Source organism: Yoonia sp., assembly GCF_017854415.1.
GTDB lineage: Bacteria > Pseudomonadota > Alphaproteobacteria > Rhodobacterales > Rhodobacteraceae > Yoonia.
On record NZ_JAFMHR010000011.1, the window covers coordinates 1 to 25,763 of the forward strand.

The following is a 25,763-nucleotide window of genomic DNA, read 5'->3' on the forward strand; positions in this document are numbered from 1 at the left end:
TAGTGTGAAAAGGCAGACCCATGTTTCGGTTTTTCGAAGGTCTTGTCGATCCTTACGTACCCTACGAAGAGACCGACACGCCGCCCAAGCGGCTTTACCCGTTTCTGCGTGCCTACGCAGAGCCGTTTATACGTGTGTTCTGGATCACAGGTATCGTGTCAGTCATTATCGCGATCACGGAAATCTGGCTTTTGGGCTATCTGGGTAGGCTAGTCGATATTCTAACCGCCGGGACGCCTGCGCAAGTCTGGGACGACAGCGGGACAGAGTTTCTTGTCGTCGCATTCCTGATCCTGACAATTCGGCCCGCATTGCACGTCTTTCAGGTCATGTTGCTGAACAATACGATCCTGCCGAATTTCGGCACGTTGGTTCGCTGGCGGGCGCATCGGCACGTGTTGCGCCAATCCGTTGGCTGGTTCGAGGATGATTTTGCAGGTCGTATCGCGAACCGCATCATGCAAACACCGCCCGCGGCAGGCGAGGTGGTGTTCCAGCTCTTTGATGCGATTACTTTTGCCATTGCCTACCTGATCGCGGCGGCTGTTCTGATGGGACAGGCGGATATTCGTCTACTTTTGCCGCTCATGTTCTGGATCGTGCCTTATTTATTCTTGTTGGTTTGGGTCGTGCGCCGGATCGGTCCCGCATCCGAGGCGGCGTCGAACGCGCGCAGTGCGGTCACGGGCCGTGTCGTGGACAGCTATACCAACATTCATTCCGTCAAAATGTTCGCGCATCACACCCGCGAGGTCGACTATGCCAAAGAGGCGATCGAAGAGGCGCGCCGCACCTTCAAAATCGAAATGCGGCTTTATACGATCATGGACGCAGGTCTGATGGTGTTGAACGGCTTTCTTGTTGTCGGCGTGGTTGGTTGGGCAATTTGGCTGTGGATGCAGGGGGCGGCGTCCGTTGGTTTGGTCGCGGTCGCGACGTCACTGGCTTTGCGCCTGAACGCGATGTCGGGGTGGATCATGTGGGCTGTGACGAATTTCTTCCGCGAATTGGGTGTGGTCTCCGAAGGGATGCTGACCATTGCGCAGCCTGTGACTCTCTTGGATGAAAAGGACGCAAAGCCGCTGAAACTGACCGCAGGTGGCGTTGAAGTGCGCGACCTCTCGCATCATTACGGCAAAAAAACCGGTGGTTTGGACCACATCAATCTGACAATTGCACCGGGTGAAAAGGTCGGGCTTGTCGGGCAGTCGGGTGCTGGCAAATCGACGCTCGTTAAACTGTTGCTACGATTTTATGACGTCGAACAGGGTCAAATCCTGATTGACGGTCACGATATCAAGTCGGCAACCCAAGACAGTTTGCGTAGCGCCATTGGTATGGTCCAACAAGACAGCGCGCTGCTGCACCGGTCAGTGCGCGAGAACATCTTGTATGGCAATCCGAACGCCAGCCAAGACCAGATGATTGATGCGGCCCGCAAGGCAGAGGCGCATGATTTTATTCTGGGCTTGGAAGACAACGAGGGCAACAAAGGCTATGCTGCGCGGGTCGGTGAACGCGGAGTTAAGCTGTCAGGGGGTCAACGCCAACGGATCGCCCTTGCGCGGGTCATTTTGAAAGATGCGCCGATCCTGTTGTTGGATGAAGCCACAAGCGCGCTAGATAGTGGGGTCGAAGCGGCCATTCAGCAAACCCTTTACGGGATGATGGAGGGCAAGACCGTCATCGCCATTGCGCACCGCCTTTCGACGATTGCACAGATGGACCGTATCATCGTGATGGACCAAGGACGGATTATCGAAGACGGTACGCATGACGCGCTATTGACGCAAAACGGACAATACGCTCGGTTCTGGGCGCGCCAATCCGGCGGGTTTCTAGGACAAAGTAATGAAGGAAAAGCATGACACCCGAACGCTGGATCGACCCCTTTGAACCCGCAGACGGATCGCCGCCGCAAACCTTGCTGGCGTTCCTGCGGTGGTGCCTGAAGGGCAGTACAAAACCAACACTTTGGGCCGGATTAGTGTCTTCTCTTGGGGGCGCGCTAGAGGTCGCGACGGCGCTCATGTTGGGGTGGGTGATCGATGCCGCACTGACGTCACAAGGCGAGACATATTTCTCTGACAATGTGATCTTGTTGCTAGGCGTGACCGCATTTTTCCTGATCCTGCGTCCGGTCATCATGGGTGTTTCGGGAATGATGCAGGCAGTTGTCGTGGGTCCTGCGCTGGGCAATTTGATCTTGTCGCGTCTGCACCGCCATTCCTTGGGGCAATCGGTCACGTTTTTTGACAATGACTTTGCTGGGCGCATTGCGCAAAAGCAGATGCAAGCTGCGCGGGCTGCCACGGATCTGATCGTTGATATGATCCACACTGTGGCATTCGCGCTGTCATCGCTGGTGGCGTCGGTGATCTTGCTCTTCACGATTGATGCACGCTCTGCCCTGCTTCTGGCGGTTTGGGCGATGGTCTATATCGGGTTGATACGGTTCTTTATGCCGCGGATTCGCAAACGGTCCAAGGCGCGGGCGGCGACCCGTGCGATGGTCACGGGACAGGTCGTGGACACGATCACGAACATCAAAACGGTCAAGTTATTTGCCCATGACGATCACGAAGACCGCGCCGCGACAGATGCTATGGAAAACTATTGGGTCACCGCCGTTGACTATGGCTGGCTGTCCACATGGTTCCGGTTCTGGCTGATGGCGCTGGGCGGTTTGCTTCCGGTCTTGTTGGTCGGCATGACGCTCTATTTCTGGAGCACGGGTGCCGCGACGGCAGGCAACATTGCTGCCGCTGGTGCGATTTCACTGCGCCTGTCGCAAATGACGGGCTGGGTCAGTTTCACGCTGATGGGCATGTACGCCAATGTGGGCGAACTTGAGGATGCGATGCACACACTTAGCCCCGCGCATACTCTGACGGATAAACCGGACGCGACCGAATTAGATGCAAAGACGGGTGCTATTGCCCTGAAAGACGTGTCGTTCAGCTACGGCGGCGGACCAGGTGGTTTGGACGGCGTGTCGCTAACCGTAAATCCTGGCGAAAAGCTAGGGCTGGTGGGCGCGTCAGGTGCGGGTAAATCAACACTCGTGGCGCTGCTTTTGCGGCTTTACGACACCGAAGCGGGCAAGATCACAATTGACGGTGTCGATGTGCGTGATGTGACCCAAGAAAGCCTGCGCCGTCAGATCGCGATGGTCACGCAGGAAACAGCGATGTTCAACCGCTCTGCACATGACAACATCAAATACGGCAAACCTGACGCAACGCAGGCCGAAATCGAAGATGCGGCACGGCAGGCCGAAGCGCATGAATTCATCGGGCATTTGCGGGATCATAGAGGTCGCACAGGCTATGATGCACATCTGGGCGAACGCGGCGTTAAGCTGTCAGGTGGTCAGCGGCAGCGCATTGCCATTGCGCGCGCGATCTTGAAAGACGCGCCAATTTTGGTGTTGGACGAGGCGACAAGCGCGCTTGATTCCGAAGTCGAAGCATCAATTCAGGCAGCGTTAGAGTCTATAATGGACGGTAAGACGGTCATCGCAATCGCGCACCGTTTGTCTACGCTTGCGCAAATGGACCGTATCGTAGTCCTTGACGCTGGGCGCATTGTCGAACAAGGAACCCATGCGGCCCTGCTGGCCCAAGACGGGCTTTATGCCCGCTACTGGAACCGGCAATCGGGCGGATTCATTAATGTGAAAGATGCGGCCGAATAAATGCTGACAATCGAAAGTTTGACCCACCTTGGGATGGGCCGCGCCTCTGACGGGCGATCGCTGTTGCCGCGTGTTCTGCCCGGTGAAGAAGTCGACGTCGCCCAAGACGGGACGATGCGGATTGTTACGCCTTCTGTGGACCGTGTTGCAGCACCTTGCAGGCATTTCAAAACCTGCGGCGGGTGTGCGATGCAGCATGCCAGTGACGCATTTGTTGCCGATTGGAAGCGTGATATTGTAGCAAAGGCCCTGTCCGCGCGAGGACTTATGCCAGCATTTCGCAATGTTGTGACGTCGCCGGCACAGTCGCGGCGGCGTGCGAAACTGTCAGGTCGGCGCACCAAAAAGGGCGCGATGGTTGGCTTTCATGCCAAGGGGTCGGATACCTTGATAGCGGTTCCCGAATGCCAACTTCTGGTGCCCGCATTGATTGCTTGCTTTCCTGCCCTTGAGGCGCTGACGGTTCTGGCCTGTTCACGCAAAGGCGAGATTGACTTGACCGTGACGGACGCCCCACGGGGGCCGGATGTTTTGGTAACAACCGAAAAGGAACTGACATCGCAGTTGCGGATCGAGTTGGCAGCACTGGCCAACCAACACGGTCTTTCGCGACTGGTTTGGAACGACGAACAGGTTGTGATGATTCACCCACCAGTGCAGTATTTTGGTGGCACAGGCGTTGTGCCGCCACCGGGTGCATTTCTGCAGGCCACTAAGCATGGTGAACAGGCGTTGCTGCAAGCGGTTGAGGAAATCACCGCCAAGGCATCGCGGATCATTGATCTTTTCGCAGGGTGCGGAACATTTGCACTACCCTTGGCGAAACGAGCCGAGGTTCATGCGGTTGAGGGCGAAGCCGCAATGACGGCAGCACTCGACCGAGGTTGGCGCGAAGGGCATCAATTGCGCCGCGTCACTGTCGAAGCACGGGATCTATTCCGTCGACCGATGGAGCCGGATGAATTGCGCCACTACGACGCAGCAGTGATCGACCCGCCGCGTGCAGGTGCAGAAGCGCAGATAGCAGCTTTGGCAGCTTCTGATGTGAAAACGATAGCGATGATTTCCTGCAATCCAATAAGTTTTGCACGGGATGCGCAAACGCTTGTGGATGCGGGTTTTGCGATGCCGTGGGTGCAGGTCGTGGACCAGTTTCGTTGGTCGCCGCATACCGAAGTTGTTGCCGCTTTCACGCGGAAATAATGGCAAACTGTCACACCTATCTATTGTGAATCAGAATTTTGATGTAAGCAGATTAAAACGGCGCAGACCGTAACGATAGGCAGAGCAATGATTTCAAGACGTTCAATGATGGTTGGCACGGCACTCGGCCTTGCTGGGTGCACAGCGGCAGCGCCGCAATACACGGGGCCAGAGGTCACGCGCATTCAAATATTCAAGCAAGATCGTGTGATGCAGTTGATCCACCACAGCACACTGATAAAGCCGTATAAATTCGACCTTGGGTTCGCCCCGACAGGTCATAAAGCAGAAGAAGGCGATGGACGTACCCCCGAAGGGGCTTACCGGATCGACAGACGCAACCCGCGTAGCCGGTTCCACCTATCGCTTGGTATTTCTTACCCCAATGTCAGTGACGTTGCTGCAGCTCGCGCCCGGGGTGTAAGCCCCGGCGGAGATATATTTATTCACGGCACACCAGAAAAGTGGATGGGAACACCCGATTGGACATGGGGCTGCATCGCGGTGAAGAACGAAGAAATGGACGAAATCTTTGCTATGGTGCAAACTGGCACCAAGATTTTCATCTATCCTTAGAACGCGACGCTTGCGATTGGTGCGACCACTGCGGGATCGCTGCCCATATTGAGGGTCCACCACAACTTGCCAGTTTCTTCTTGATACCATGCAAACCCCATAAACCGGGCATTTGGGTCAAGAATAACGGCGCGTGTATCTGTTTGCGCCATCCAGGCAGCGAGCGTCTGAAGCTCTGCCTCAAACGATTCCGAGATGTTTTCGCCCAATAGACGCCCGGGGAAACCAACGCGGCGCGCACGTTCCAGCGGGCTGGACCCGTCGGAGCCGAAAAGCCAAGGCCGGTTTTGAACCGCCATATCGCGTGAATGGGTCGCGGCAGCGGCATTCAGGCTAGCATTAAGCTGAACCTCTTGCACACCTGCGGCGCGGCGCAGTGAGTTCACACTATCCAACATACGAAACTGTACGGTGGCAGTGTCACCCGCGCTAATCCGGTAGACGGAAGGCAACGGCATGCCGTTCGCCCCCAAGGGCCGATCTAGGCTAGAATCACACGCTGCCAAACCAACAGCGGCCATCCCCAACATCATCTCGCGTCGCAGCATATGTTCACTCACTTTTCACTTGCTGTCCTTCCTTAACTGGATTGGGATGACACTTCAAACACACAACACGGCACAACCGCGACGGATGACGATTGTTTGAATTGCGGTGCTTTCCCTGACACAATATATCCGGTGGGAACACATCAGACCCTCAAAGGGAGACTGCAATGACAGATAAATTTTCCAGACGCGGATTTTTGGCCGCATCTGCTGCTATGATCGGTACGGGTGCCGCGGCGCAAACCGCAGGCTCGACTGAAATCGAAGGCGATATCACCACGGGTGTGCAGCGCAATATTTCCAGCTTTCGGTCTTTGGATTGGCAGCCGTACTTCAGCGACCTGCGCAATGGCGCGGTGCTTGTGGATATGCAGTCGCGGGCTTTGCACTATTGGTCCGAGGATCAGTCGGTGTATAAATTGTTCCCGACCAGTGTGCCGCTATCTGACGACCTGACACGAAAGGGCCGTACTTCGATCACACGTAAGGTCGAAGGACCCAGCTGGGCGCCGACACCGGCGATGCGCATTCGCAATCCAGAATGGCCTGAATTTATCGGCCCCGGCCCTGATAATCCAATGGGATCACATGCGCTGTACCTGACATGGAAATACTACCGCATCCATGGCACGCACGACACACGCAAGATCGGCCGCCGGTCCTCGAACGGGTGTATCGGCCTATATAATGAACAAATCGCAGAGCTTTATGACCTGACAAAGGTCGGCACGCAGGTTCTTTTGATCTGAAGCCAATCACATCACAATGAAAAAGGGCGCCCGAAATGAGGCGCCCTTTTTTGTGTCTTTGCGATGATTCTAGCGCTTGCCAAAAAGCCCAAAGAACCTGCGCCGCTTTTTGGCAGGCACGGCGAGCGTCCCGGGCTTTGTCACGATGCGTTCTTCCCGGGTAGTTTTTGGTATAATTGGCCGAGAGGTCTCTGAGGTTTCGCGATTGAACTCGTCGGCCCATTCCGGACTAGAGTTCACTTTGCGCGGTTGTGACGTCACAGCCCGACGAGACTTGGGTTTTACATCACGCGGTTGAGAATTCAGGACGTACTCGTTTGTTTCTGAAACCAACCGGTTCAGAACCTTATCGAGCTTGTTTGTAGGGCTCATGCGCAGTGGGCGTGCACGGTCGTTGCGCTCTGTGATCGCGTTCAACCATTCGCGCGCCGACTGCAAACGTGCCTTCGGGAGAATCATCATCGCCTTGTCTATAGCTTCAAGGAATTCAGTGTCGTATTCCGGAAAACGCCCTGCCAATGGCTCGCATGGGTCGGGGTTATTACCGGCGAATTCCGCCATCCGTGTTTGGCTATTCGGCGGAGCTTCGCCGCTAATCAGGTGATAGAATGTTGCACCCAGCGCATAAAGGTCACTGCTGGCGCTTTGCTTGCCACCAGCAAAATAGAATTCCTGCGGCGAATAGCCATCCTTCACAACAAGCACGGCAGAAACGGCGCGTGTCTCACGGCTCGCTTCTTCGCGTGCTGCGCCGAAATCGATCAGTACAGGGCTGCCCCACTTGTCGAGCAGGATGTTATCCGGCGACAGGTCGCGGTGCAGCAAGTCGTGTTGGTGAACCAGTTCAACCGCGTCGAGCGTTTTGACCAGAACCTCTTTGATCTGTTGCGGGGACAGGATATCGTGGTCGTCCTTGATCAGACTAAGCAGATCACGACCATGGATAAGGTCCAGCACCATATAGGCCGTTTCGTTATCCTCAAAGATACGGTGTACGCCGACAATATTTGGGTGGCGCAGCTTTGCGATACTACGTGCTTCGCGCATGAACATCTCGACGATGGCGCGGTATTTCTCGTGGTGGATATTCGAGCGTACGAGAACTTTTTTGCCATCGCGGCGACAGAACGCTTCGGGATAGCATTCTTTGATCACGACGCGGCGACCCAAAAAGTTATCCTCGGCGAGATATGTGATTCCGAATCCACCACTGCTTAGCGGGCGTTCGATCGTAAACTGATCACCCAACAGTGTTGTCCCAGCAGGGAGAGCCTCACTACCCGCTTGGGGTATGGCATCAAGGTCCGCATGGTTAGCCGCAGTCATATTGTAACTTCGCACCAAAACACGGCGCGCTCCATAAAAATTCACTATAAACGAGGTTGTTATGCCTCAGAATTATGTTTCGATTGAGGCAGGAATAGGAAAATGAGGTTAATAAAGTGCATTTTTCTGCCCAATATCAGAGGTTTCGGGCGGATTCTTGAAAAGTAGAACGGCAATTTTCACATATTAACGAAAAGAGGCAATTATCACCGCAGGCGTCGTTAGTGACGATTCGTCGCCGCCGTCCGCGATGTCTTAACCACGTTTCCGTCCTGATCGCAGGTTATGCGGATTCTAAAACCGCCATACCAAAAGGTTAACCGCGTGCGCCCAGCGTCTTCATCGGCGCCTTCTTCGGACTGGCTTGTGATCTCGCCGAGCCGCATCTTTTCGGGCACTTCAGCGGGTTTAAGTCCCAGCAAAGGCCCCAGATCGTGCGCTTCGACGGTTGCGCCATCCGTGGTCAGTGTGACTTTCATCGCAGCCTAGCCCAACCAACCCTTCAGGTTCTTTTCGATCACGCCAGACAAGGCATCAATGTGCGCAGGATCGTCGTTTAGGCATGGAATATAGGTGAAGTTCTCGCCGCCAGCTTCTTCGAAGCTTTCTTTGATCTCTTCGTTGATTTCTTCCAGCGTTTCGATGCAATCAGCGGAAAAAGCAGGCGCGCAAATAGCGATGCTCTTCACGCCTTCTTCTTTCGCGAGGCGTGCAACTTCTTCGACAGTGTAGGGCTTGAGCCATTCTTCTGGGCCAAAGAGCGACTGAAATGTCGTTACGATTTCGGTGTCAGCCCAACCCAAACGTTCCTTGAGCAAACGCGTGGTTTTTTGGCATTGGCAATGGTACGGATCACCTTCGCGCAAGTACCGTTCTGGCACGCCGTGATATGAACAAATCAACTTTTCCGGCTTTGCTTCAGCGGCTTCGTAGGCTTTTTCAATCGATTGCGCGAGAGCCTCAATATAGGCGGGCTCCTCAAAATACGGTTCAACGATCCGCGCGACGGGCTGCCATTTCTCTTCCATCAAGGCACGAAAGAACTGGTCATTTGCCGTGGCGGAAGTTGCGCCAGCGTAATGTGGATAAAGCGGGAAAAACAAAATCTTGGTGCAGCCGTCTTCAACCATCTCGCGCACTTTGGATTTGGTCGATGGGTTGCCGTAACGCATACAGAAATCAACGCGCACATCGTCGCCATAGCGATCAACCATTCGCTGTTTGATCGCGGCTGTCTGTTTTTTCGTAATCGTCAGCAGCGGGCTTTCGTCGTCTTCTTCGTTCCAGATCGACCGATAGGCTGCGCCGGATGAAAAAGGACGTTTTGTCAAAATAATAAGTTGCAACAGCGGCTGCCAAATCCAAGCGGAATAATCGACGACCCGCTTGTCGGAAAGGAACTCGTTCAGATAACGCCGCATGGACCAATAATCAGTGCCGTCCGGCGTACCAAGGTTCGCCACCAGAATCCCGACGCGCGCCGGTTTCACCTTTGGGTGATCAGGCTGCGCATGCATCGGGCAAACGGCGGGACGTACTTCAGGCTGGGGCTGTGCATCAAACATTTTCATCGCCTCTTAGGTAGCGTCATTTTTGTGGCAGTTAAATAGGTTACGCATCAGTTTACTCATTGGACTTGTTTAAAGACGTTTCTTTTGCACCCAAAGCATCGGCAAGCCGCGTTTTTGCACTGCCGGGACGCAAGGGTTGTGGTTGGCTGTCCGCAGGTGCCCAACCTGTTAGCGTGATAATTTCGAACGTGGCATCGACCCGGTTGTCGTCGTTGGCGAAGTTATCCGCGTATATGCTTGCCGCCTCGGTCAGGACATTGCGGCGCGTTGCGTGTTTGATCCGTTGCGACAGCGCATTGTTTTCACCCATTTTGCGCAAGTCATGCATCAGGTGAAACGCATTTGCATAACTTGCCGTCAACGGCGTGCTATCAGCGACAGGCAGCGCGAAACCAGCGCGCTGCAACAGCCCGCCCAAGTCCCTGATTTCGCCCATCGGGGCAATACGCGGTGATAAACCGCCGGTGATAGCTGCTTCTGCTTCGGCCAGCGACGCGCGCAATTCGTGCAGCGTTTGCCCCCCAAAGAAGGTGCAAAGCAACAGCCCGTCGGGTTTCAGCGCATGGCGAGATTGCACCAATTGCCCAACCGGATCATTTGCCCAATGCAGACACATCGTATGCAGAACCAAGTCGTGTGAATTTGGTTCTAACGCCAGGGTTTCTTCGTCTGAAACAATGATTGCGTCGGGATAGCGTGAAGCCCAGAAATCAGGAAAACCTGTGACAATCGCAATCGACGTAAAGGTTCTGTTAACCTCTACCAGTCTTTCATGCAGTTCATCTGCGGCGTGCTCTTGCAGGAACAACGCGCTGGGCTGCGCGCGGCTGCGGTTGCGCATCAAAGCGGCGCGGTCTGTGATTTGGGGCATCGTCATCAGGGTCATCTAGGGTGCATTCATGCGGTTGCAAAGCGTCATTCAAGCAATTTATCCGCCACAGTGTGTGGCATGCGACGCTTTGACGGATGCGGACTTTGGACTTTGTGGCAGTTGTTGGTCGCAAACGGCGTTTATTGGCGGGCTGATTTGTGACAGTTGCGGCACGCCCCTGCTGGGTGATGATGATGGCGCGCGGGTACAATGCGATGACTGCATGACGATAGCGCGCCCCTGGGATCAAGGTCGTGCGGTCTTTGCATATTCTGGTGTCGGACGGCGGTTGGTTTTGGGGCTCAAACATGGTGACCGCACGGATTTGGTGCCAGCAGTTGGGCGCTGGATCGCACAAAAAACAACAGAAATGCGTTTGTTAGACCCTGTTTTAGTTCCCGTTCCACTACATTGGACCCGACTTCTCAAGCGGCGGTACAATCAATCAGCGCTGCTGGCGCTAGCCGTCGGAAAGGTTTTGGACCAACCGGTTTGTGTTGATGCACTGCTGCGGCCAAAAAGAACAAAACCGTTGGATGGCCACACCCGTGACGCAAGGTTTGCGGCCCTCTCGGATGCGATCACAGCAAACCCGAAACAACGGGATCAAATCGTGGGGCGCAGTGTGTTGTTGATCGATGATGTGATGACATCCGGTGCAACGCTGGCTGCTAGCGCAGAAGCCCTGCGCGTTGCTGGTGTCGCAAACGTGTCGATTGTTACACTGGCAAGAGTGGTCAAAGACACCTAAATTAAAGCGGAACCCGATCTAAGGACCTCTTTTATGGCAACTATCGAAATCTATACCAAACCGACCTGCGGATTTTGCCACATGGCGAAACGCCTGCTGAACTCCAAAGGGATCAGCTTTGCAGAGGTGAACATATCTGCCCAGCCAGAGCGTCGCGCCGAGATGATCCAACGCGCGAACGGTGGCACGACCGTGCCGCAGATCTTTGTTGATGGTAAACATGTTGGCGGTTGCGACGATTTATTCGCACTAGAGCGTGGCGGGAAATTGGACGCCATGCTTGCCGCATGAAGGTTGCCCTGCTTCAGCTGAACTCGGGCGATGTTCCGGCCACAAACTTGGCCGCGACGGTCCAGTTGGTCGGGCAAGCAGCGGGGCAAGGCGCAGAGTTTATTCTGACGCCCGAAGTTACGAATTGCGTGTCGCAAGATCGCCTTCATCAAATGCGCGTTCTGCAGCACCAAGATGATGACATAACTCTTGCTGGATTGCGCGCCGCAGCAGTGCGTCATGGCATCTGGCTGTCGATAGGGTCGCTTGCTTTGAAAACCAACGATCTTGATGGGCGCTTAGCCAATCGGTCGTTCTTGATTGATCCTGCGGGGCGGATTGTCGCGCAGTATGACAAAATCCATATGTTTGATGTAGCGGTGTCGCCTTCTGAAACCTACCGCGAATCTGCAGGGTACCGTCCCGGCGAACAAGCGGTGGTCGCAGATACGCCTTTTGCCAAGATCGGGATGAGCATTTGCTACGATGTGCGGTTTGCATATCTTTACCGTGCTTTGGCGCAATCGGGCGCGCAAGTTCTATTGGTCCCTTCTGCATTTTCGCCCGTCACGGGGGCCGCGCATTGGGAAACGTTGCTGCGTGCGCGCGCGATTGAAACGGGCTCTTATGTTTTGGCCGCGGCCCAAACGGGCACGCATTCCGCACACTCAGGCAAGCTGCGCCAAACATATGGGCATAGTTTGGCGGTATCGCCTTGGGGCGAGGTTTTGGTCGACATGGGGACGGCGCCGGGCATTGCAATGGTTGATCTTGACCTAGCGGAAGTGGCACAAAGCCGGAAACGTATCGCGGCCTTAAGCCATGACCGCCCCTTTGAAGGCCCCTAATGTCCAAGTCGTCAGATGACCTTGCCGTTTCACTGTTCAGCGAAATCCTTGTTGTTGAGCAACTCGCCCGCACAAGCGTCGCACGGGTGCTGCCGAAAGGTATGGAGCTTTCACATTTTTCAGTTCTCAATCATCTAGCGCACTCCGCAACGGAACGTTCGCCTGCACAGTTGGCCAAGACTTTTAACCTGACCCGTGGTGCCATGACGAATACATTGCACAAGCTGGAATGGGCTGGATGGGTCCATATTCGTCCCGATTGGGATGATGCCCGCCGCAAAATGGTTGCGATTAGCCCTTCGGGCCAATCTGCCCGCAATGCTGCTTTGGCGGCGATTGCGCCCCTCATCGCTGATGTCGTCACGTCTGTCGGGGAAGACAAAGTGCGCACGGCCTTACCAGTCTTGCGCGAAATGCGCCTGAAATTGCGCGGAGCTTTGGACTAGGCGGGTTTGGTCGCTGTCGTGACGTAGTTCACCGAAAGATCGCGGTCCGAGATCGACCATGTGAACTTTGCAAAGTTAAATACAAACCCTTTGCGGTCCACGGGTGTCATCCCAGACTTTTCGATAAAGCTGAATAATTCGTCTGGTGTGATGAATTTCTTCCACTCATGCGTGCCCTTTGGCAGCCAACGCATCACATATTCTGCCCCGATAATCGCCATCGCAAAGCTTTTGGGATTGCGGTTGATCGTTGAACAAATGTGAATGCCGCCCGGTTTCATCAGTGCATGGCAGGCGTCCAGATACCCTTGCGGGTCGGCCACATGTTCGACGACCTCCATATTCAGTACAGCATCGAATTGTTCACCCGCCTCTGCCATCGCCTCGGCAGTAGTGTGACGATAATCGATGTCCAAACCTGACTTTTCGGCGTGTATTTTCGCCACCGGAATGTTTCGCTCGGCCGCGTCAGCGCCCACAATCGTAGCCCCCAAACGCGCCATTGGCTCGCATAGCAGTCCGCCACCGCAGCCAATGTCGAGAATGCGCAAGCCTTTGAACGGCTCTGGCTGGCTTAGGTCGCGTCCGAACTCTGCCGCGATTTGGGACGTGATATAGTCCAGCCGCACCGGATTCATCATATGCAACGGCTTGAACTTGCCGTTCAGATCCCACCATTCGGCAGCCATTGCTTCGAACTTGGCGATTTCTGATGGATCAACAGTATTTGTAGCCGACATTTTCGGGCCTCGCATTATGGTCAGTCGTATTGATCATCGATATAGGGTGATTATGGACAAAGTCGTAGGACAAAAGCGCCCAGGTGCACATCTTTACCACCCCATTGATCCCTTTGATCAGCGGATGTTGGAGGTGGGCGATGGTCACAGTATCTACGTGGAGCAATGCGGTAATCCCGACGGTATGCCTGTTGTGGTTCTGCATGGCGGCCCCGGTGGCGGGTGCAGCCCTGCGATGCGCCGCTATTTTGATCCCAATGTTTACCGAATCATTTTGTTTGATCAGCGCGGCTGTGGTCGTTCACGTCCGCATGCCAGCGTAGAGGCGAACACGACGTGGCATTTGGTTGCTGACATTGAATTGATCCGCGAAACGCTTGGTATTGATCGCTGGGTTGTCTTTGGCGGGTCTTGGGGCGCGACGCTCGCGTTGATCTATGCCCAGGCACACCCCGATCGCGCCGCAGCATTGACACTGCGCGGCGTTTTCTTAATGACCCAGCCCGAACTTGATTGGTTCTATGGCGGAGGCGCAGGAAAATTTTGGCCCGACCTGTGGGCGCGTTTTTCTGACCTTATCCCCGCAGATGAACAAGACGATTTCATCGCTGCCTATCACCGGCGTCTTTTCTCGGGGGATATCCCACTTGAGACGCGATATGCTCGCGCGTGGGCCTCTTGGGAAAATGCGTTGGCTTCGATGGGCAGTGACGGGATTACAGGCGAAAGCCCTGCAGATTATGCCCGTGCGTTCGCGCGGCTGGAAAATCATTATTTCCATAACGCAGGGTTTTTAAACGCAGATCAGCAGATTTTGCATCCCGCGCAAATGGCCAAGATTGCAGATATTCCCGGTGTCATCGTGCAAGGTCGCTATGACATGATTTGCCCGCCTGTATCTGCGCACACTCTTTCGCTTATGTGGCCCAAGTCACGGCTGACATTTATTGGTCGCGCCGGGCATGCGTTATCAGAGCCGGGCATCAGCGTAGAACTGGTACGCACGATGGATATGTTTGGAGCGCAACGACAAGCATTGGGGCTTTAAGGCTTTACAGATGAAAGTCAGTCGCTAAGCTTCATCGAACGTTATACGGGAATTTAGTAACTTGGGCAGCGTCCTAAAGATTATTCTACAACGACTCGCACTTGGTTTTCTTACTTTGCTGATTGTCTCGGTGGTGATTTTCACTGCAGTGAACTTGTTGCCGGGTGATTTTGCGCAATCCATCCTTGGACAAGGCGCCACACCAGAGGCGGTCGCATCGATCCGTGCTGACCTTGGTCTCGATCAGCCACCAGTTACGCGGTACTTCCAATGGTTAGGTGGCGCATTGCAAGGCGATCTGGGGACAAGCTTTGCCCAAGCGAACTTTGCCAGCTTTACCGGAACCGATTCAGGTGCGACCACAGTCGCCCAGCAAATCGCCCCCCGCTTTCAGAACACGATGTTCCTTGCGATGGTGACGGCCGCAATCGCGGTGCCTTTCGCCATCACGCTCGGTATTCTGGCGGCCCTTTACCGGAACACTGTTTTTGACCGCGCAACGAACATCTTTACGCTGACCTCGATTTCCAGCCCAGAGTTCTTTCTTGCTTACATCCTGATCCTGTTCCTTGCGGTGCTGAACCCGATCTTCCCGTCATTGTCGAATATTTTTGAAGGCATGCCTTTTAGCGAACGGCTTGAGAAATCAATGCTGCCTGCGCTGACGCTTACCTTGGTTGTGACCGCGCATATGATGCGGATGACCCGTGCCGCGATCATCAACTTGCTGGCCTCGCCCTATATTGAAATGGCCCGTCTTAAGGGCTTGTCGCCGATGCGGGTGATCGTAAAGCACGCGCTGCCAAATGCGCTGGCACCGATTATCAACGTTATCGCGCTGAACCTTGCCTATTTGATTACCGGTGTTGTCGTGGTCGAGGTGGTCTTTGTTTACCCCGGCATTGGCCAGTTGTTCGTGGATAGCGTGAAAATCCGCGACATCCCGATTGTGCAGGCGTGCTGCCTGATCTTTGCAACGGCCTTTATCCTTTTGAACCTGACGGCGGACATCATGTCTATCCTGTCCAACCCACGTCTGAGGCATCCGAAATGATTTTATGGATTGTCGCAACCCTTCTTGGCATGGGCGCATTGGCTTGGGGTTTTCGGTTTGCAGGTCAAGCGGCCACCAGCAATGGACCAAAATTCCGCGATATGCCGTTTGGCGTGGCCTATGGTTATGTGCTTGGGACGGGCATTCTGCTTTGGCTGATCTGGGCATATACGCAAGGCCGCAGCGCCGACACTGCCATCGCAAACAAGTTCTTCTTTTTGCGCATCGCCATCGAAGGGTTCATCCTGTTTAGCATCGCAGCTTGGCTGTTTCGCATTCTAGGTCGCTCTGTCGGCACAGTATGGAGCAAGAAGATGTTCCGCTCGATGCCGCTCACCGCTTCATTCGGTATTATGACGATCCTGATTTACGCATTCTTGGCGATCTTTGCCGGCGTTATCGCGCCTTATGGCCAAGAAGAAGTCATTCTGGGCGCTGCCGCAAATATCGTGCCGGGTGGCGACCCCGCGCTGGGCGGCGACCCTGATTTCTACTTTGGAACCGACCAGATTGGCCGCGATATCCTAAGCCGTTTAATCTATGGCGCACAGAACACAGTTGGCATTGCATTTGCGACGACACTTCTGGCGTTCTTTCTGGGCGGCACGCTTGGGTTTTTGGCGGCGACACTTGGGGGTTGGCTTGATCAACTTCTCTCGCGTTTGGTCGATGTATTGATGGCAATCCCGTCGTTGATTTTTGCGCTGCTGCTGATGACAATCGCCAGCGTTTGGGCGCCGCAGTTGGGTATTCCGCTGACCGTGTTCATGGTGCTGATCATTGCTGTCATTGATAGTACCCGTGTTTACCGTTTGGCGCGCGCTGTGGGCCAGAGCATTGTTGTCATGGACTACATCGAAGCTGCGAAACTGCGCGGTGAAGGTTTAGGTTATCTGGTGTTCAAAGAGATTTTGCCAAACGCGACGGCCCCTTTGCTGGCTGAATTTGGTCTGCGGTTCTGCTTTGTATTCCTAACGATTGCGGCGTTGTCTTTCTTGGGTGTCGGGATCCAGCCACCGCTTGCCGATTGGGGCACGATGGTACGCGATTTGGGCGGTTTTGTGAACTTTGCACAGTTTGCACCATTGGCGGCAACTGCCCCGTTGTTAGCTGCGGGTGCGATTGCATTGCTGACCGTCGCGGTGAACTTTGTGGTCGACTGGATGCTGCATAAATCGTCGGGGCTCAAAGAATGACCGAAGAACCACTTCTTAAAATGCGCGGCGTCAAGCTTGAAGGCCGCAGCGACGAAAAATGGAACCCCATTATCAATGGCGTTGATTTGACGCTTGCCCGTGGCGAAGTACTGGGGCTGATCGGCGAATCTGGTGCAGGTAAATCTACGCTTGGGCTGGCTGCGATGGGGTATACCCGCGACGGTGTGCGGATCAGTGACGGCTCAGTGGAATTTGACGGAATTGATCTGCTCAAGGCGTCGGCTGCCGTTAAGCGTGAGTTGCTAGGCAAGCGTATTGCTTATGTTGCGCAGTCTGCTGCCGCCAGTTTCAACCCTGCGCACAAACTGATGGACCAGCATTGCGAAGGTCCGGTGCAGCACGGCGTTATGGGGCGCGCAGAGAGCGAACAAGACGGGATCGAGCTGTACCGTAAACTGCGCCTGCCGAACCCTGAACAGATCGGGTTTCGTTATCCGCACCAGGTATCTGGCGGCCAGCTTCAGCGCTGTATGACCGCGATGGCGATGTCGTGCCGCCCTGACCTGATCATCTTTGATGAACCGACAACAGCCTTAGATGTGACCACGCAAATCGAAGTCCTTGCCTCGATCCGCGATATCGTCGAACAGTTTAACACCGCCGCGATCTACATCACGCATGACTTGGCTGTCGTCGCGCAAATGGCCGACCGCATTAAGGTTCTGCTAAAAGGGGACGAGGTCGAAACCGCGGACACGCGTACGATGTTGTCTGCGCCGACCCAAGAATACACAAAATCACTTTGGGCTGTGCGCAGCTTTGAACGCCCGCTTAAACCTGCCGTGCTTACAAGTGCGGTACCTGTCGTAAGTGTGCAGAATGTTGATGCGTCATATGGAATCGTTCCGGTTCTGCACGACGTCAGTTTTGACATGTACGAAGGCCGCACAGTTGCGGTTGTTGGCGAAAGTGGCTCTGGTAAATCAACGGCTGCGCGCTGTATCACGGGCCTTTTGCCGCCAAAGATGGGTCAGATTTTGGTTGATGGGCAAGTGATGCCCGCCGACTATCGCAAGCGATCCAAAGACCAACTGCGCCAAGTTCAGATGATCTATCAAATGGCTGATACGGCGCTGAACCCGCGCATGTCTATCGGCCAGATCATCGCCCGCCCGGTGGAATTCTATCTAGGCCTGAAGGGCGCGGAGAAACGCAAAAAAGTCGATGCTTTATTGGAGCAAATCGAACTTGAGCCGACAGAATACTATAACCGCCTCCCGTCCGAACTTTCGGGTGGTCAAAAACAGCGCATCGGAATTGCGCGCGCCTTGGCGGCAGAGCCAAAGTTCATCATTTGTGACGAAGTGACATCCGCGTTGGATCAATTGGTCGCCGAAGGAATACTGCGACTATTGGCGCGTTTGCAGGACCAGCTGTCGCTTTCTTATATGTTCATCACCCACGACCTTGCGACCGTGAAGGCGATCGCCGACGAAGTGGTCGTCATGAAAGACGGGCGTGTAGTGGAACAAGGACCAAAACAGGAAATGTTCCAGCCACCGCATCACCCATACACAGATCTATTGCTGTCATCGGTGCCAGAAATGGACCCTGATTGGCTCACAAATCTGTTAGAAGAACGCGGAGTTGATAACATCGGCGACGCTGCAGTTGGTAAGATGTAAATAGAATCACTATGTAAGTTGTGAAGAAACCGGGCGGACAACGCCTGAGACATTAACTAGGGAGAACGATAATATGCACGGAATTAGTAGACGCGGTCTATTGAAAACAGGTGTTGCTGCAGGTGTGCTTGGCCTGACAGGCATGCCTCTGCGCGCGCAAACACGCGGCGGAAAACTGACGGCGGGTTTGGGTGGCGCGAACACATCCGATAGCTGGGATGGCCGGACACACTCGGATATCTTCATGATCGCTTCGGCGCACGGCAGTGTTTTTGACTGCCTAACAGAAGTCGCAGCAGACGGGTCGCTCAAGGGCGAATTGGCCGAAAGCTGGGAAGCTTCAGCAGACGCGAAAATCTGGACCTTTAACTTGCGTCGCGGCGTGACCTTCCACAATGGCAAGTCATTCGGCGCAGATGACGTCATCGAATCGCTGCAAATGCACGTGGCCGAAGGCGCGAAATCGGCAGCCCAGCCGATCGTTGCTGCGATTTCCGATATGACGAAAGTGAACGATTACCAAATCCAGTTCACACTGGATTCAGGTAACGCCGACTTCCCATATCTGATGTCTGACTATCACCTCTTGATCTTCCCTGCGGGCCAGATTGAAGAAGGTATCGCAAAAGGTATCGGTACCGGCCTCTATCAGGTGCAGTCCTTTGATCCAGGTGTTCGCATGGTCGCAACGCGCTATCCAGATCACTACAAAGGTGACACCGCCGGCTTCTTTGACGAGATCGAATACATCGCGATCAACGACAACACAGCGCGGATGAATGCACTGATGACCGGTCAGGTTGATACGATTAACCGGATCGACTTTAAGACCGAGGCACTGCTGAAAGCGAACCCAGCGCTGCGCATCCAAGAAGTGACGGGCAACCAACACTACACATTCGCTATGCTCACAGACAATGCGCCGTTTAACGACGTAAACGTTCGCCGCGCGCTAAAGTATGGCATCAACCGTCAGGAAATGGTCGACAAGATTCTTCTTGGTCACGGTAAAGTTGGCAACGACACCCCAATCGGACCCGCAAACCAGTTCTACCATTCCGAAATGGAGCAGCTGTCCTACGATCCGGACAAAGCCAAGTTTTATCTCAAAGAAGCTGGCCTCGATAGCCTAAGCGTAGATATCAGCGCGTCGAATGCCGCGTTTGAGGGTGCCGTCGATGCGGCGCAGCTTTTCCAGTCATCTGCTTCTGCTGGCGGGATCGACCTGAATGTTATTCAGGAACCTGCTGACGGATATTGGTCCAACGTCTGGCTGAAAAAGAACTTCTCAGCTGTGTATTGGTCCGGTCGCGCGACAGAGGACTGGATGTTCTCAACTGCTTACGAATCTGGCGTGCCTTGGAATGACAGCCAGTGGGGCGCAGAAGACAGCTCGCGCTTCCAAGAACTGCTTCTCATGGCTCGCGCCGAGTTGGACAGCGACAAGCGTCAGGCACAGTACTTCGAAATGCAGGAAATCCTGCGCGACGATGGCGGTGTTCTGATCCCGATGTTCGCGAACTACGTGCAGGCTGTGAACAATCGTATCTCTTCACCTGATACGGTCGGCAACTTGTGGCAGATGGATAACGCACGCATGTCCGAGCGTTGGTCCGTGGCATAAGCTTAGCCACTTAGAGATAGTGAAACGCCCCGCCGATTGGTGGGGCGTTTTCATTCCCCCTTGCGCCCTCCCCAACCTTCCCCTATACGAACATCAACAACGCGGATTGGCCTCCACCCCCAACCCCACCGGAATTCACAACGGGCCGCGCGCCCGTTTTTTTGTGCCTAAAAACTACGATTGAAAGAATGATGAACGATCTGATTGCCAAAGCGGCCATTGACCGCCGTATCGCCGAAATTATCACCCCAGTCATCGAGGACATGGGGTTCGAGGTCGTGCGCGTGCGTTTGATGACCGGCAAGGAAAGCATTCTTCAGATCATGGTGCAGCGTCCTGACGGCCAAATCGAAGTTGATGAATGCGCGCGGGTATCCACCGCAATCAGCGCTACTTTGGATGTAGAAGACCCGATCGTTGACGTTTACACGCTTGAGGTTTCCAGCCCTGGCATTGACCGCCCGCTGACGCGGATGAAGGACTTTGATCAGTGGGAAGGCTTTGAAGCCAAGATCGAAACAGACGAGCTGATTGATGGGCGTCGTCGCTTTAAGGGTCAGTTGGCCGGTACCGAGGGTGACGAGGTACTGATTACCATCACCGAAGGCACGATTGGCTTAAAGTTTGAATGGTTATCAGATGCCAAACTGGTTCTGACAGATGAATTGATCCGCGATGTTTTGCGCGGGCGTAAAGATGCGGGTCAAATTGACGAGGCCCAATTCGACGAGATTGAAACGATTATAGACGGTGAGGAGAACACCTGATGGCATATACATCAGCCAACCAGCTGGAATTGCTGCAAACAGCCGAAGCTGTGGCACGCGAAAAGAACATCGAGCCACGGCTTGTCGTTGAAGCGATGGAAGAATCGCTCGCTCGGGCTGCGAAATCCCGCTACGGCGCTGAAATGGATATCCGTGTTGCGATTGATCGCAAGACCGGTAAGGCCACGTTCACCCGCGTCCGCACTGTGGTCGAGGATGAAGAGCTAGAGAATTATCAAGCTGAATTCACTGTCGCTCAAGCCAAAGAATACATGGAAGACCCAGAAGTTGGTCAGCAGTTCGTCGAAGAAGTGCCGCCCGTCGAATTGGGCCGCATTGCCGCACAATCCGCCAAACAGGTGATCTTGCAAAAGGTCCGCGAAGCAGAGCGTGACAAGCAGTACGAAGAATTCAAAGACCGTGCCGGTACAATCATCAACGCGCTGGTTAAGCGGGAAGAATACGGCAATGTCATCGTTGACGTGGGTTCTGGCGAAGCCGTCCTACGCCGCAACGAAAAGATCGGTCGCGAGGCATACCGCCCGAATGATCGCATTCGTTGCTACATCAAAGAAGTCCGCCGTGAACAGCGTGGCCCGCAGATTTTCCTCAGCCGGACCGCGCCAGAATTCATGGCAGAGCTGTTCAAAATGGAAGTGCCTGAAATCTACGAAGGCATCATCGAGATCAAGGCAGTCGCCCGTGACCCCGGTTCGCGTGCCAAGATCGCTGTTATTTCCTACGACAACTCCATCGACCCTGTCGGTGCTTGTGTTGGTATGCGTGGCTCACGCGTGCAGGCGGTTGTGAACGAACTTCAGGGCGAGAAAATCGACATCATTCCATGGAATGAAGATATGCCAACGTTCCTTGTGAACGCGTTGCAGCCTGCGGAAGTGTCCAAAGTTGTTTTGGACGAAGAAGCCGGCAAAATCGAAGTCGTTGTTCCCGACGAACAACTGTCGCTGGCCATCGGCCGTCGCGGACAAAACGTGCGCCTTGCGTCCCAACTGACCGGTCTTGATATCGACATCATGACCGAAGAAGAGGAAAGCAAGCGTCGTCAGGCCGAGTTTGAACTGCGTACGAAATTGTTCATGGATACCCTTGATCTGGACGAATTCTTTGCCCAACTACTAGTATCAGAAGGGTTCACGAACCTGGAAGAAGTCGCTTACGTTGAATTGGGCGAACTGTTGGTCATCGAAGGCGTTGATGATGATACAGCCGCAGAATTGCAGGCCCGCGCCCGTGATTATCTTGAGGCGAAAGCGAAAAAAGCAATGGATGCGGCCCGCGAACTGGGCGTCGAAGACAGCCTGATCAACTTTGAGGGGCTGACCCCGCAGATGCTTGAGGCATTGGGCAAAGACGGCGTTAAAACGCTTGAAGACTTTGCGACCTGCGCTGACTGGGAACTGGCCGGCGGCTGGACGACAGAAGGCGGCGAGCGCGTGAAAGATGATGGTGTTCTAGAGCCATTCGACGTCTCGCTAGAAGAAGCGCAGAACATGGTCATGACAGCCCGCGTCATGCTGGGTTGGGTTGACCCTGCGGATCTTGTCGGGGACGTCGAAGAAGACGATGAACTTAGCGAGGAAGCGGAGGCCTGATCGTAGGCCTTCGTGGTTCGCAAATGGCGCGTGGTGGCCATAACAAAGATCGGGATGATGCCGAACGCAAGTGCATCGTCACTGGTGAAGTACAGCCTAAGGCTGGGCTAATCCGCTTTGTTGTAGGTCCCGAAAACATGGTTTACCCAGATATTCTGGGCAAACTTCCGGGGCGTGGGATGTATGTCACGGCGGATCGTGCTGTGCTTGAAGAGGCCAGAAAAGGTCAGTTTTCACGTTCAGCCAAGCAGGCGGTAAATGTGCCTGACGGGTTGGTGGACGAGGTCGAGCGGCAATTGGCCCGTCATACCATCGATCTGATCGCGCTAACCCGCAAAGCAGGCCGTGCTGTCTGTGGGTTTGAAAAAGTAAAAGGATGGCTTGCCGGAGGCGAGCGGGTCCGTGTTCTGGTGCAGGCCTCTGATGGGTCTGAACGGGGCAAAACGAAACTATGGACGCCCGAGGGTGCCCGCTATTTTGGTTGCTTGACGTCAACTGAATTGGGTTTGGCATTTGGACGGCAAAGTGTGATACATGGCGCGCTAGCGACTGGCAAACTCAGCAATCGTGTTGTAGAGGAAGCCACAAAGCTGCGCGGATTACGCGAAGGGAACGGTGGCGATACGGCCATCGAGAAGGATACAGAAGCTAAATGAGCGATAACGACGGTAAAAAGACACTCGGCCTTGGTGGTTCACGTCCTTCAAACGTGAAGCAAAGCTTTAGCCATGGGCGGACCAAAAACGTCGTGGTGGAAACCAAACGCAAACGCGTTGTGGTTCCCAAGCCGGGTGCGGCAAAGCCAACGACAGGTAGAACCGGACCAATTGGTGGTGATCCCTCTAAGCGGCCAGCAGGCATTTCCGATGTCGAGCTAGAGCGCCGGATGAAGGCACTCGCGATGGCAAATGCCCGCGAAGCCGAAGAATCCGCCAAGCGGGACGCTGAAGAAAAAGAACGCGCAGCAGAGCGCGAAGCGCGCCGCGCAGAGATCGAAGCAAAAGAAGCCGAAGATCGCGAACGTGAAGTGCGCGCCAAAGCGAAAGCTGACGAAGAAGAACGCCAGCGCGCAGCCGACGTTAAAGCAAAGGCTGCGGCTTCTGCACCTCCACCTGCTGCGTCTGCACCGGGTGAAGATGCTGTATCGCGTCCGAGTGCCGCGCCGCGTAAAACCGATCGCGATAACGATTCACGCGACAACAAGACAAAAGCAAAACCAACCCGCGGAGCGGAAGATAACCGTCGCGCTGGTAAGCTGACGCTGAATGATGCGATGGCAGGCCGCCACGGTGGCCGTCAGCGCTCTATGGCGGCAATGAAGCGCAAGCAAGACCGCGCCCGCGCCAAAGCGATGGGTGTGTCAGCCGAGCGTGAAAAGGTATTCCGCGATGTAGCGTTGCCAGAAGCAATCACTGTTTCTGAATTGGCGAACCGGATGAGTGAACGCGTATCAGATGTTGTAAAAGCGTTGATGAACAACGGTATTATGGCGACGCAGAACGAAACTCTCGATGCAGATACCGCTGAACTCATCATCGAAGAATTTGGCCACACAGTTGTGCGTGTGTCTGATGCCGATGTCGAGGATGTCATCCAAGCTGTCATCGACAGCCCAGAAGACTTGCAAACCCGTCCACCGATCATCACGATCATGGGTCACGTTGACCACGGTAAAACATCGCTTTTGGACGCAATCCGCAACGCCAAAGTTGTCGCCGGAGAAGCCGGTGGTATCACGCAGCATATCGGGGCCTATCAGGTCACAACCGCGAGCGGCGCTGTTTTGTCCTTCCTTGATACTCCGGGGCACGCGGCGTTTACGTCCATGCGTTCACGTGGTGCACATGTGACAGACATTGTTGTGCTCGTTGTTGCCGCCGACGATGCGGTGATGCCGCAAACCGTCGAAGCGATCAACCACGCCAAAGCGGCGAAGGTTCCGATGATTGTCGCCATCAACAAGATGGATAAACCGGGTGCCAACCCTGATAAGGTCCGGACTGATTTGCTTCAGCACGAGGTCGTCGTCGAAAAGATGTCCGGTGAAGTGCAAGACGTTGAAGTGTCCGCGATCACGGGTCAGGGTTTGGATGAGCTACTTGAAGCCATCGCGCTGCAGTCCGAAATTCTCGAACTGAAAGCAAACCCTAACCGTGCTGCCGAAGGAGCCGTAATCGAGGCACAGCTTGATGTTGGCCGCGGTCCTGTTGCAACGGTTCTGATCCAGAACGGTACGCTGCGCCAAGGCGATATCTTTGTTGTCGGCGAGCAGTACGGTAAGGTCCGCGCGCTGATCAATGATAAAGGCGAACGCGTCCAAGAGGCCGGTCCAGCCGTCCCTGTTGAGGTCCTTGGCCTGAACGGTACACCAGAAGCTGGCGACGTCTTGAACGTGGTTGCAACTGATGCACAGGCCCGTGAAATCGCAGAATACCGCGAAAAAGCGGCCAAAGCGAAACGTGCCGCAGCCGGTGCTGCAACGACGCTCGAGCAGTTGATGGCAAATGCCAAAGCCAACCAGACCCTCAGCGAATTGCCGATTGTGGTCAAAGCTGACGTGCAAGGTTCCGCCGAAGCAATCGTGCAAGCGATGGAAAAAATCGGTAACGACGAAGTGCGTGTACGCGTCCTGCACTCTGGTGTTGGTGCGATCACGGAAACGGACATCGGTTTGGCCGAAGCGTCTGGCGCACCTGTGTTTGGCTTTAACGTCCGTGCGAATACATCCGCGCGGAACACTGCTAACCAAAAAGGCGTCGAGATCCGGTATTATTCGGTCATCTATGACCTTGTAGACGACGTGAAAGCTGCTGCCTCTGGTCTGCTATCTGCTGAGATTCGCGAAAAGTTCATCGGCTACGCCAACATCAAAGAGGTCTTCAAGGTCTCGAATATCGGTAAAGTTGCCGGGTGTCTGGTCACCGAAGGTGTGGCCCGTCGTTCTGCTGGCGTCCGCTTGTTGCGCGACAACGTGGTTATTCACGAAGGTACTTTGAAAACGCTTAAGCGCTTTAAGGACGAAGTCCCAGAGGTCCAGTCTGGTCAAGAATGTGGTATGGCCTTCGAGAATTACGAAGACATCCGCCCGAATGATGTGATCGAAATCTTCGAGCGCGAAGAGGTCGAACGGAACCTTTGATCTGATGAGATTTTAATGAAATAAAGGCGGTCCCGACGGGCCGCCTTTTTTTGTGATTGGAACGTCGAAATAGAATTGCC

At 54.5% G+C, this 25,763-nt stretch carries 24 protein-coding genes; 18 read left to right on the forward strand and 6 right to left on the reverse strand.

Going from position 1 to position 25,763, the window contains the following annotated elements:
- The first annotated feature begins 20 nt into the window (after positions 1 to 20).
- The 4 genes from QZ197_RS02535 (at position 21) to QZ197_RS02550 (ending at position 5,476) form a co-directional block, all read left to right on the forward strand.
- Positions 21 to 1,868: an ABC transporter ATP-binding protein gene (locus QZ197_RS02535; RefSeq protein ID WP_296429722.1), complete on the forward strand. Its 1,848-nt coding sequence runs from the start codon at positions 21 to 23 to the stop codon at positions 1,866 to 1,868.
- Positions 1,865 to 3,697, forward strand: coding sequence for an ABC transporter ATP-binding protein (locus QZ197_RS02540; protein WP_296429724.1), 1,833 nt, complete (start codon positions 1,865 to 1,867; stop codon positions 3,695 to 3,697). Before QZ197_RS02535 ends, QZ197_RS02540 begins: the two co-directional genes overlap by 4 nt.
- On the forward strand, positions 3,698 to 4,900 hold the full coding sequence (locus QZ197_RS02545; RefSeq protein WP_296429725.1) for a class I SAM-dependent RNA methyltransferase: 1,203 nt from the start codon (positions 3,698 to 3,700) through the stop codon (positions 4,898 to 4,900).
- A gap of 87 nt (positions 4,901 to 4,987) precedes the next feature.
- Positions 4,988 to 5,476: a L,D-transpeptidase family protein gene (locus tag QZ197_RS02550; protein ID WP_296429726.1), complete on the forward strand. Its 489-nt coding sequence runs from the start codon at positions 4,988 to 4,990 to the stop codon at positions 5,474 to 5,476.
- Here QZ197_RS02550 and QZ197_RS02555 read toward each other — a convergent pair.
- A complete protein-coding gene (locus QZ197_RS02555; RefSeq protein ID WP_296429788.1) occupies positions 5,473 to 6,024 on the reverse strand; it encodes a CAP domain-containing protein in 552 nt (183 codons plus the stop codon). The two genes, QZ197_RS02550 and QZ197_RS02555, sit on opposite strands and share 4 nt — an antisense overlap.
- Positions 6,025 to 6,191: 167 nt before the next feature.
- Between QZ197_RS02555 and QZ197_RS02560 the strand changes: the two genes are divergently transcribed.
- Positions 6,192 to 6,773 (forward strand): L,D-transpeptidase, encoded by a 582-nt coding sequence (locus tag QZ197_RS02560; RefSeq protein ID WP_296429729.1) that lies wholly within the window; start codon positions 6,192 to 6,194, stop codon positions 6,771 to 6,773.
- 69 nt (positions 6,774 to 6,842) lie between these two features.
- Here QZ197_RS02560 and QZ197_RS02565 read toward each other — a convergent pair whose 3' ends face one another.
- The 4 genes from QZ197_RS02565 to QZ197_RS02580 all read right to left on the reverse strand — a co-directional run bounded on the left by QZ197_RS02565 (position 6,843) and on the right by QZ197_RS02580 (position 10,556).
- Positions 6,843 to 8,099, reverse strand: coding sequence for a serine/threonine-protein kinase (locus tag QZ197_RS02565; protein ID WP_296429730.1), 1,257 nt, complete (start codon positions 8,097 to 8,099; stop codon positions 6,843 to 6,845).
- 221 nt (positions 8,100 to 8,320) lie between these two features.
- A complete protein-coding gene (locus tag QZ197_RS02570) occupies positions 8,321 to 8,578 on the reverse strand; it encodes a DUF6522 family protein (RefSeq protein WP_296429731.1) in 258 nt (85 codons plus the stop codon).
- 6 nt (positions 8,579 to 8,584) lie between these two features.
- On the reverse strand, positions 8,585 to 9,670 hold the full coding sequence (gene hemH / locus QZ197_RS02575; RefSeq protein WP_296429732.1) for a ferrochelatase: 1,086 nt from the start codon (positions 9,668 to 9,670) through the stop codon (positions 8,585 to 8,587).
- Positions 9,671 to 9,722: 52 nt separating this feature from the next.
- The gene (locus tag QZ197_RS02580) at positions 9,723 to 10,556 is read right to left on the reverse strand and encodes a methyltransferase domain-containing protein (protein ID WP_296429733.1); all 834 of its coding nucleotides are present in this window, start codon (positions 10,554 to 10,556) and stop codon (positions 9,723 to 9,725) included.
- Between the two features lie 13 nt (positions 10,557 to 10,569).
- Here QZ197_RS02580 and QZ197_RS02585 point away from each other — a divergent pair, with 13 nt between their 5' ends.
- Genes QZ197_RS02585 through QZ197_RS02600 form a run of 4 tightly spaced genes read left to right on the forward strand, consistent with a single transcriptional unit; the run spans position 10,570 to position 12,856 of the window.
- Positions 10,570 to 11,292, forward strand: a complete 723-nt coding sequence (locus QZ197_RS02585) for a ComF family protein (RefSeq protein ID WP_296429734.1) — start codon at positions 10,570 to 10,572, stop codon at positions 11,290 to 11,292.
- A gap of 33 nt (positions 11,293 to 11,325) precedes the next feature.
- Entirely contained in the window at positions 11,326 to 11,583 is a 258-nt protein-coding gene (gene grxC, locus QZ197_RS02590; protein ID WP_296429735.1) for a glutaredoxin 3, read from the forward strand.
- Positions 11,580 to 12,410 carry a carbon-nitrogen hydrolase family protein gene (locus tag QZ197_RS02595; protein WP_296429737.1) on the forward strand — a complete coding sequence of 277 codons (831 nt, stop codon included), beginning with the start codon at positions 11,580 to 11,582 and terminating at the stop codon, positions 12,408 to 12,410. Before grxC ends, QZ197_RS02595 begins: the two co-directional genes overlap by 4 nt.
- On the forward strand, positions 12,410 to 12,856 hold the full coding sequence (locus tag QZ197_RS02600) for a MarR family transcriptional regulator (RefSeq protein WP_296429738.1): 447 nt from the start codon (positions 12,410 to 12,412) through the stop codon (positions 12,854 to 12,856). The genes QZ197_RS02595 and QZ197_RS02600 overlap by 1 nt, the downstream gene beginning before the upstream one ends.
- Here the strand turns inward: QZ197_RS02600 and ubiG are convergent.
- Entirely contained in the window at positions 12,853 to 13,596 is a 744-nt protein-coding gene (gene ubiG, locus QZ197_RS02605; protein WP_296429740.1) for a bifunctional 2-polyprenyl-6-hydroxyphenol methylase/3-demethylubiquinol 3-O-methyltransferase UbiG, read from the reverse strand. The genes QZ197_RS02600 and ubiG overlap by 4 nt on opposite strands.
- A gap of 52 nt (positions 13,597 to 13,648) precedes the next feature.
- Between ubiG and pip the strand changes: the two genes are divergently transcribed.
- From pip to infB, 9 genes are all read left to right on the forward strand, one after another.
- Positions 13,649 to 14,644 (forward strand): prolyl aminopeptidase, encoded by a 996-nt coding sequence (gene pip, locus QZ197_RS02610; protein WP_296429742.1) that lies wholly within the window; start codon positions 13,649 to 13,651, stop codon positions 14,642 to 14,644.
- Positions 14,645 to 14,705: 61 nt separating this feature from the next.
- A complete protein-coding gene (locus QZ197_RS02615; RefSeq protein WP_296429745.1) occupies positions 14,706 to 15,698 on the forward strand; it encodes an ABC transporter permease in 993 nt (330 codons plus the stop codon).
- Complete coding sequence (locus tag QZ197_RS02620) at positions 15,695 to 16,894, forward strand: ABC transporter permease (RefSeq protein ID WP_296429746.1); 1,200 nt, start codon at positions 15,695 to 15,697, stop codon at positions 16,892 to 16,894. The genes QZ197_RS02615 and QZ197_RS02620 overlap by 4 nt, the downstream gene beginning before the upstream one ends.
- Positions 16,891 to 18,540 (forward strand): ABC transporter ATP-binding protein, encoded by a 1,650-nt coding sequence (locus QZ197_RS02625; RefSeq protein ID WP_296429749.1) that lies wholly within the window; start codon positions 16,891 to 16,893, stop codon positions 18,538 to 18,540. The genes QZ197_RS02620 and QZ197_RS02625 overlap by 4 nt, the downstream gene beginning before the upstream one ends.
- A 73-nt stretch (positions 18,541 to 18,613) precedes the next feature.
- Complete coding sequence (locus QZ197_RS02630; RefSeq protein WP_296429752.1) at positions 18,614 to 20,164, forward strand: ABC transporter substrate-binding protein; 1,551 nt, start codon at positions 18,614 to 18,616, stop codon at positions 20,162 to 20,164.
- Positions 20,165 to 20,355: 191 nt separating this feature from the next.
- On the forward strand, positions 20,356 to 20,931 hold the full coding sequence (gene rimP, locus QZ197_RS02635) for a ribosome maturation factor RimP (protein ID WP_296429755.1): 576 nt from the start codon (positions 20,356 to 20,358) through the stop codon (positions 20,929 to 20,931).
- Positions 20,931 to 22,544 carry a transcription termination factor NusA gene (gene nusA, locus QZ197_RS02640; RefSeq protein ID WP_296429757.1) on the forward strand — a complete coding sequence of 538 codons (1,614 nt, stop codon included), beginning with the start codon at positions 20,931 to 20,933 and terminating at the stop codon, positions 22,542 to 22,544. The genes rimP and nusA overlap by 1 nt, the downstream gene beginning before the upstream one ends.
- Before the next feature lie 23 nt (positions 22,545 to 22,567).
- The gene (locus QZ197_RS02645) at positions 22,568 to 23,200 is read left to right on the forward strand and encodes an RNA-binding protein (protein WP_296429760.1); all 633 of its coding nucleotides are present in this window, start codon (positions 22,568 to 22,570) and stop codon (positions 23,198 to 23,200) included.
- A complete protein-coding gene (gene infB / locus QZ197_RS02650; RefSeq protein WP_296429762.1) occupies positions 23,197 to 25,683 on the forward strand; it encodes a translation initiation factor IF-2 in 2,487 nt (828 codons plus the stop codon). Before QZ197_RS02645 ends, infB begins: the two co-directional genes overlap by 4 nt.
- Positions 25,684 to 25,763 lie beyond the last annotated feature (80 nt).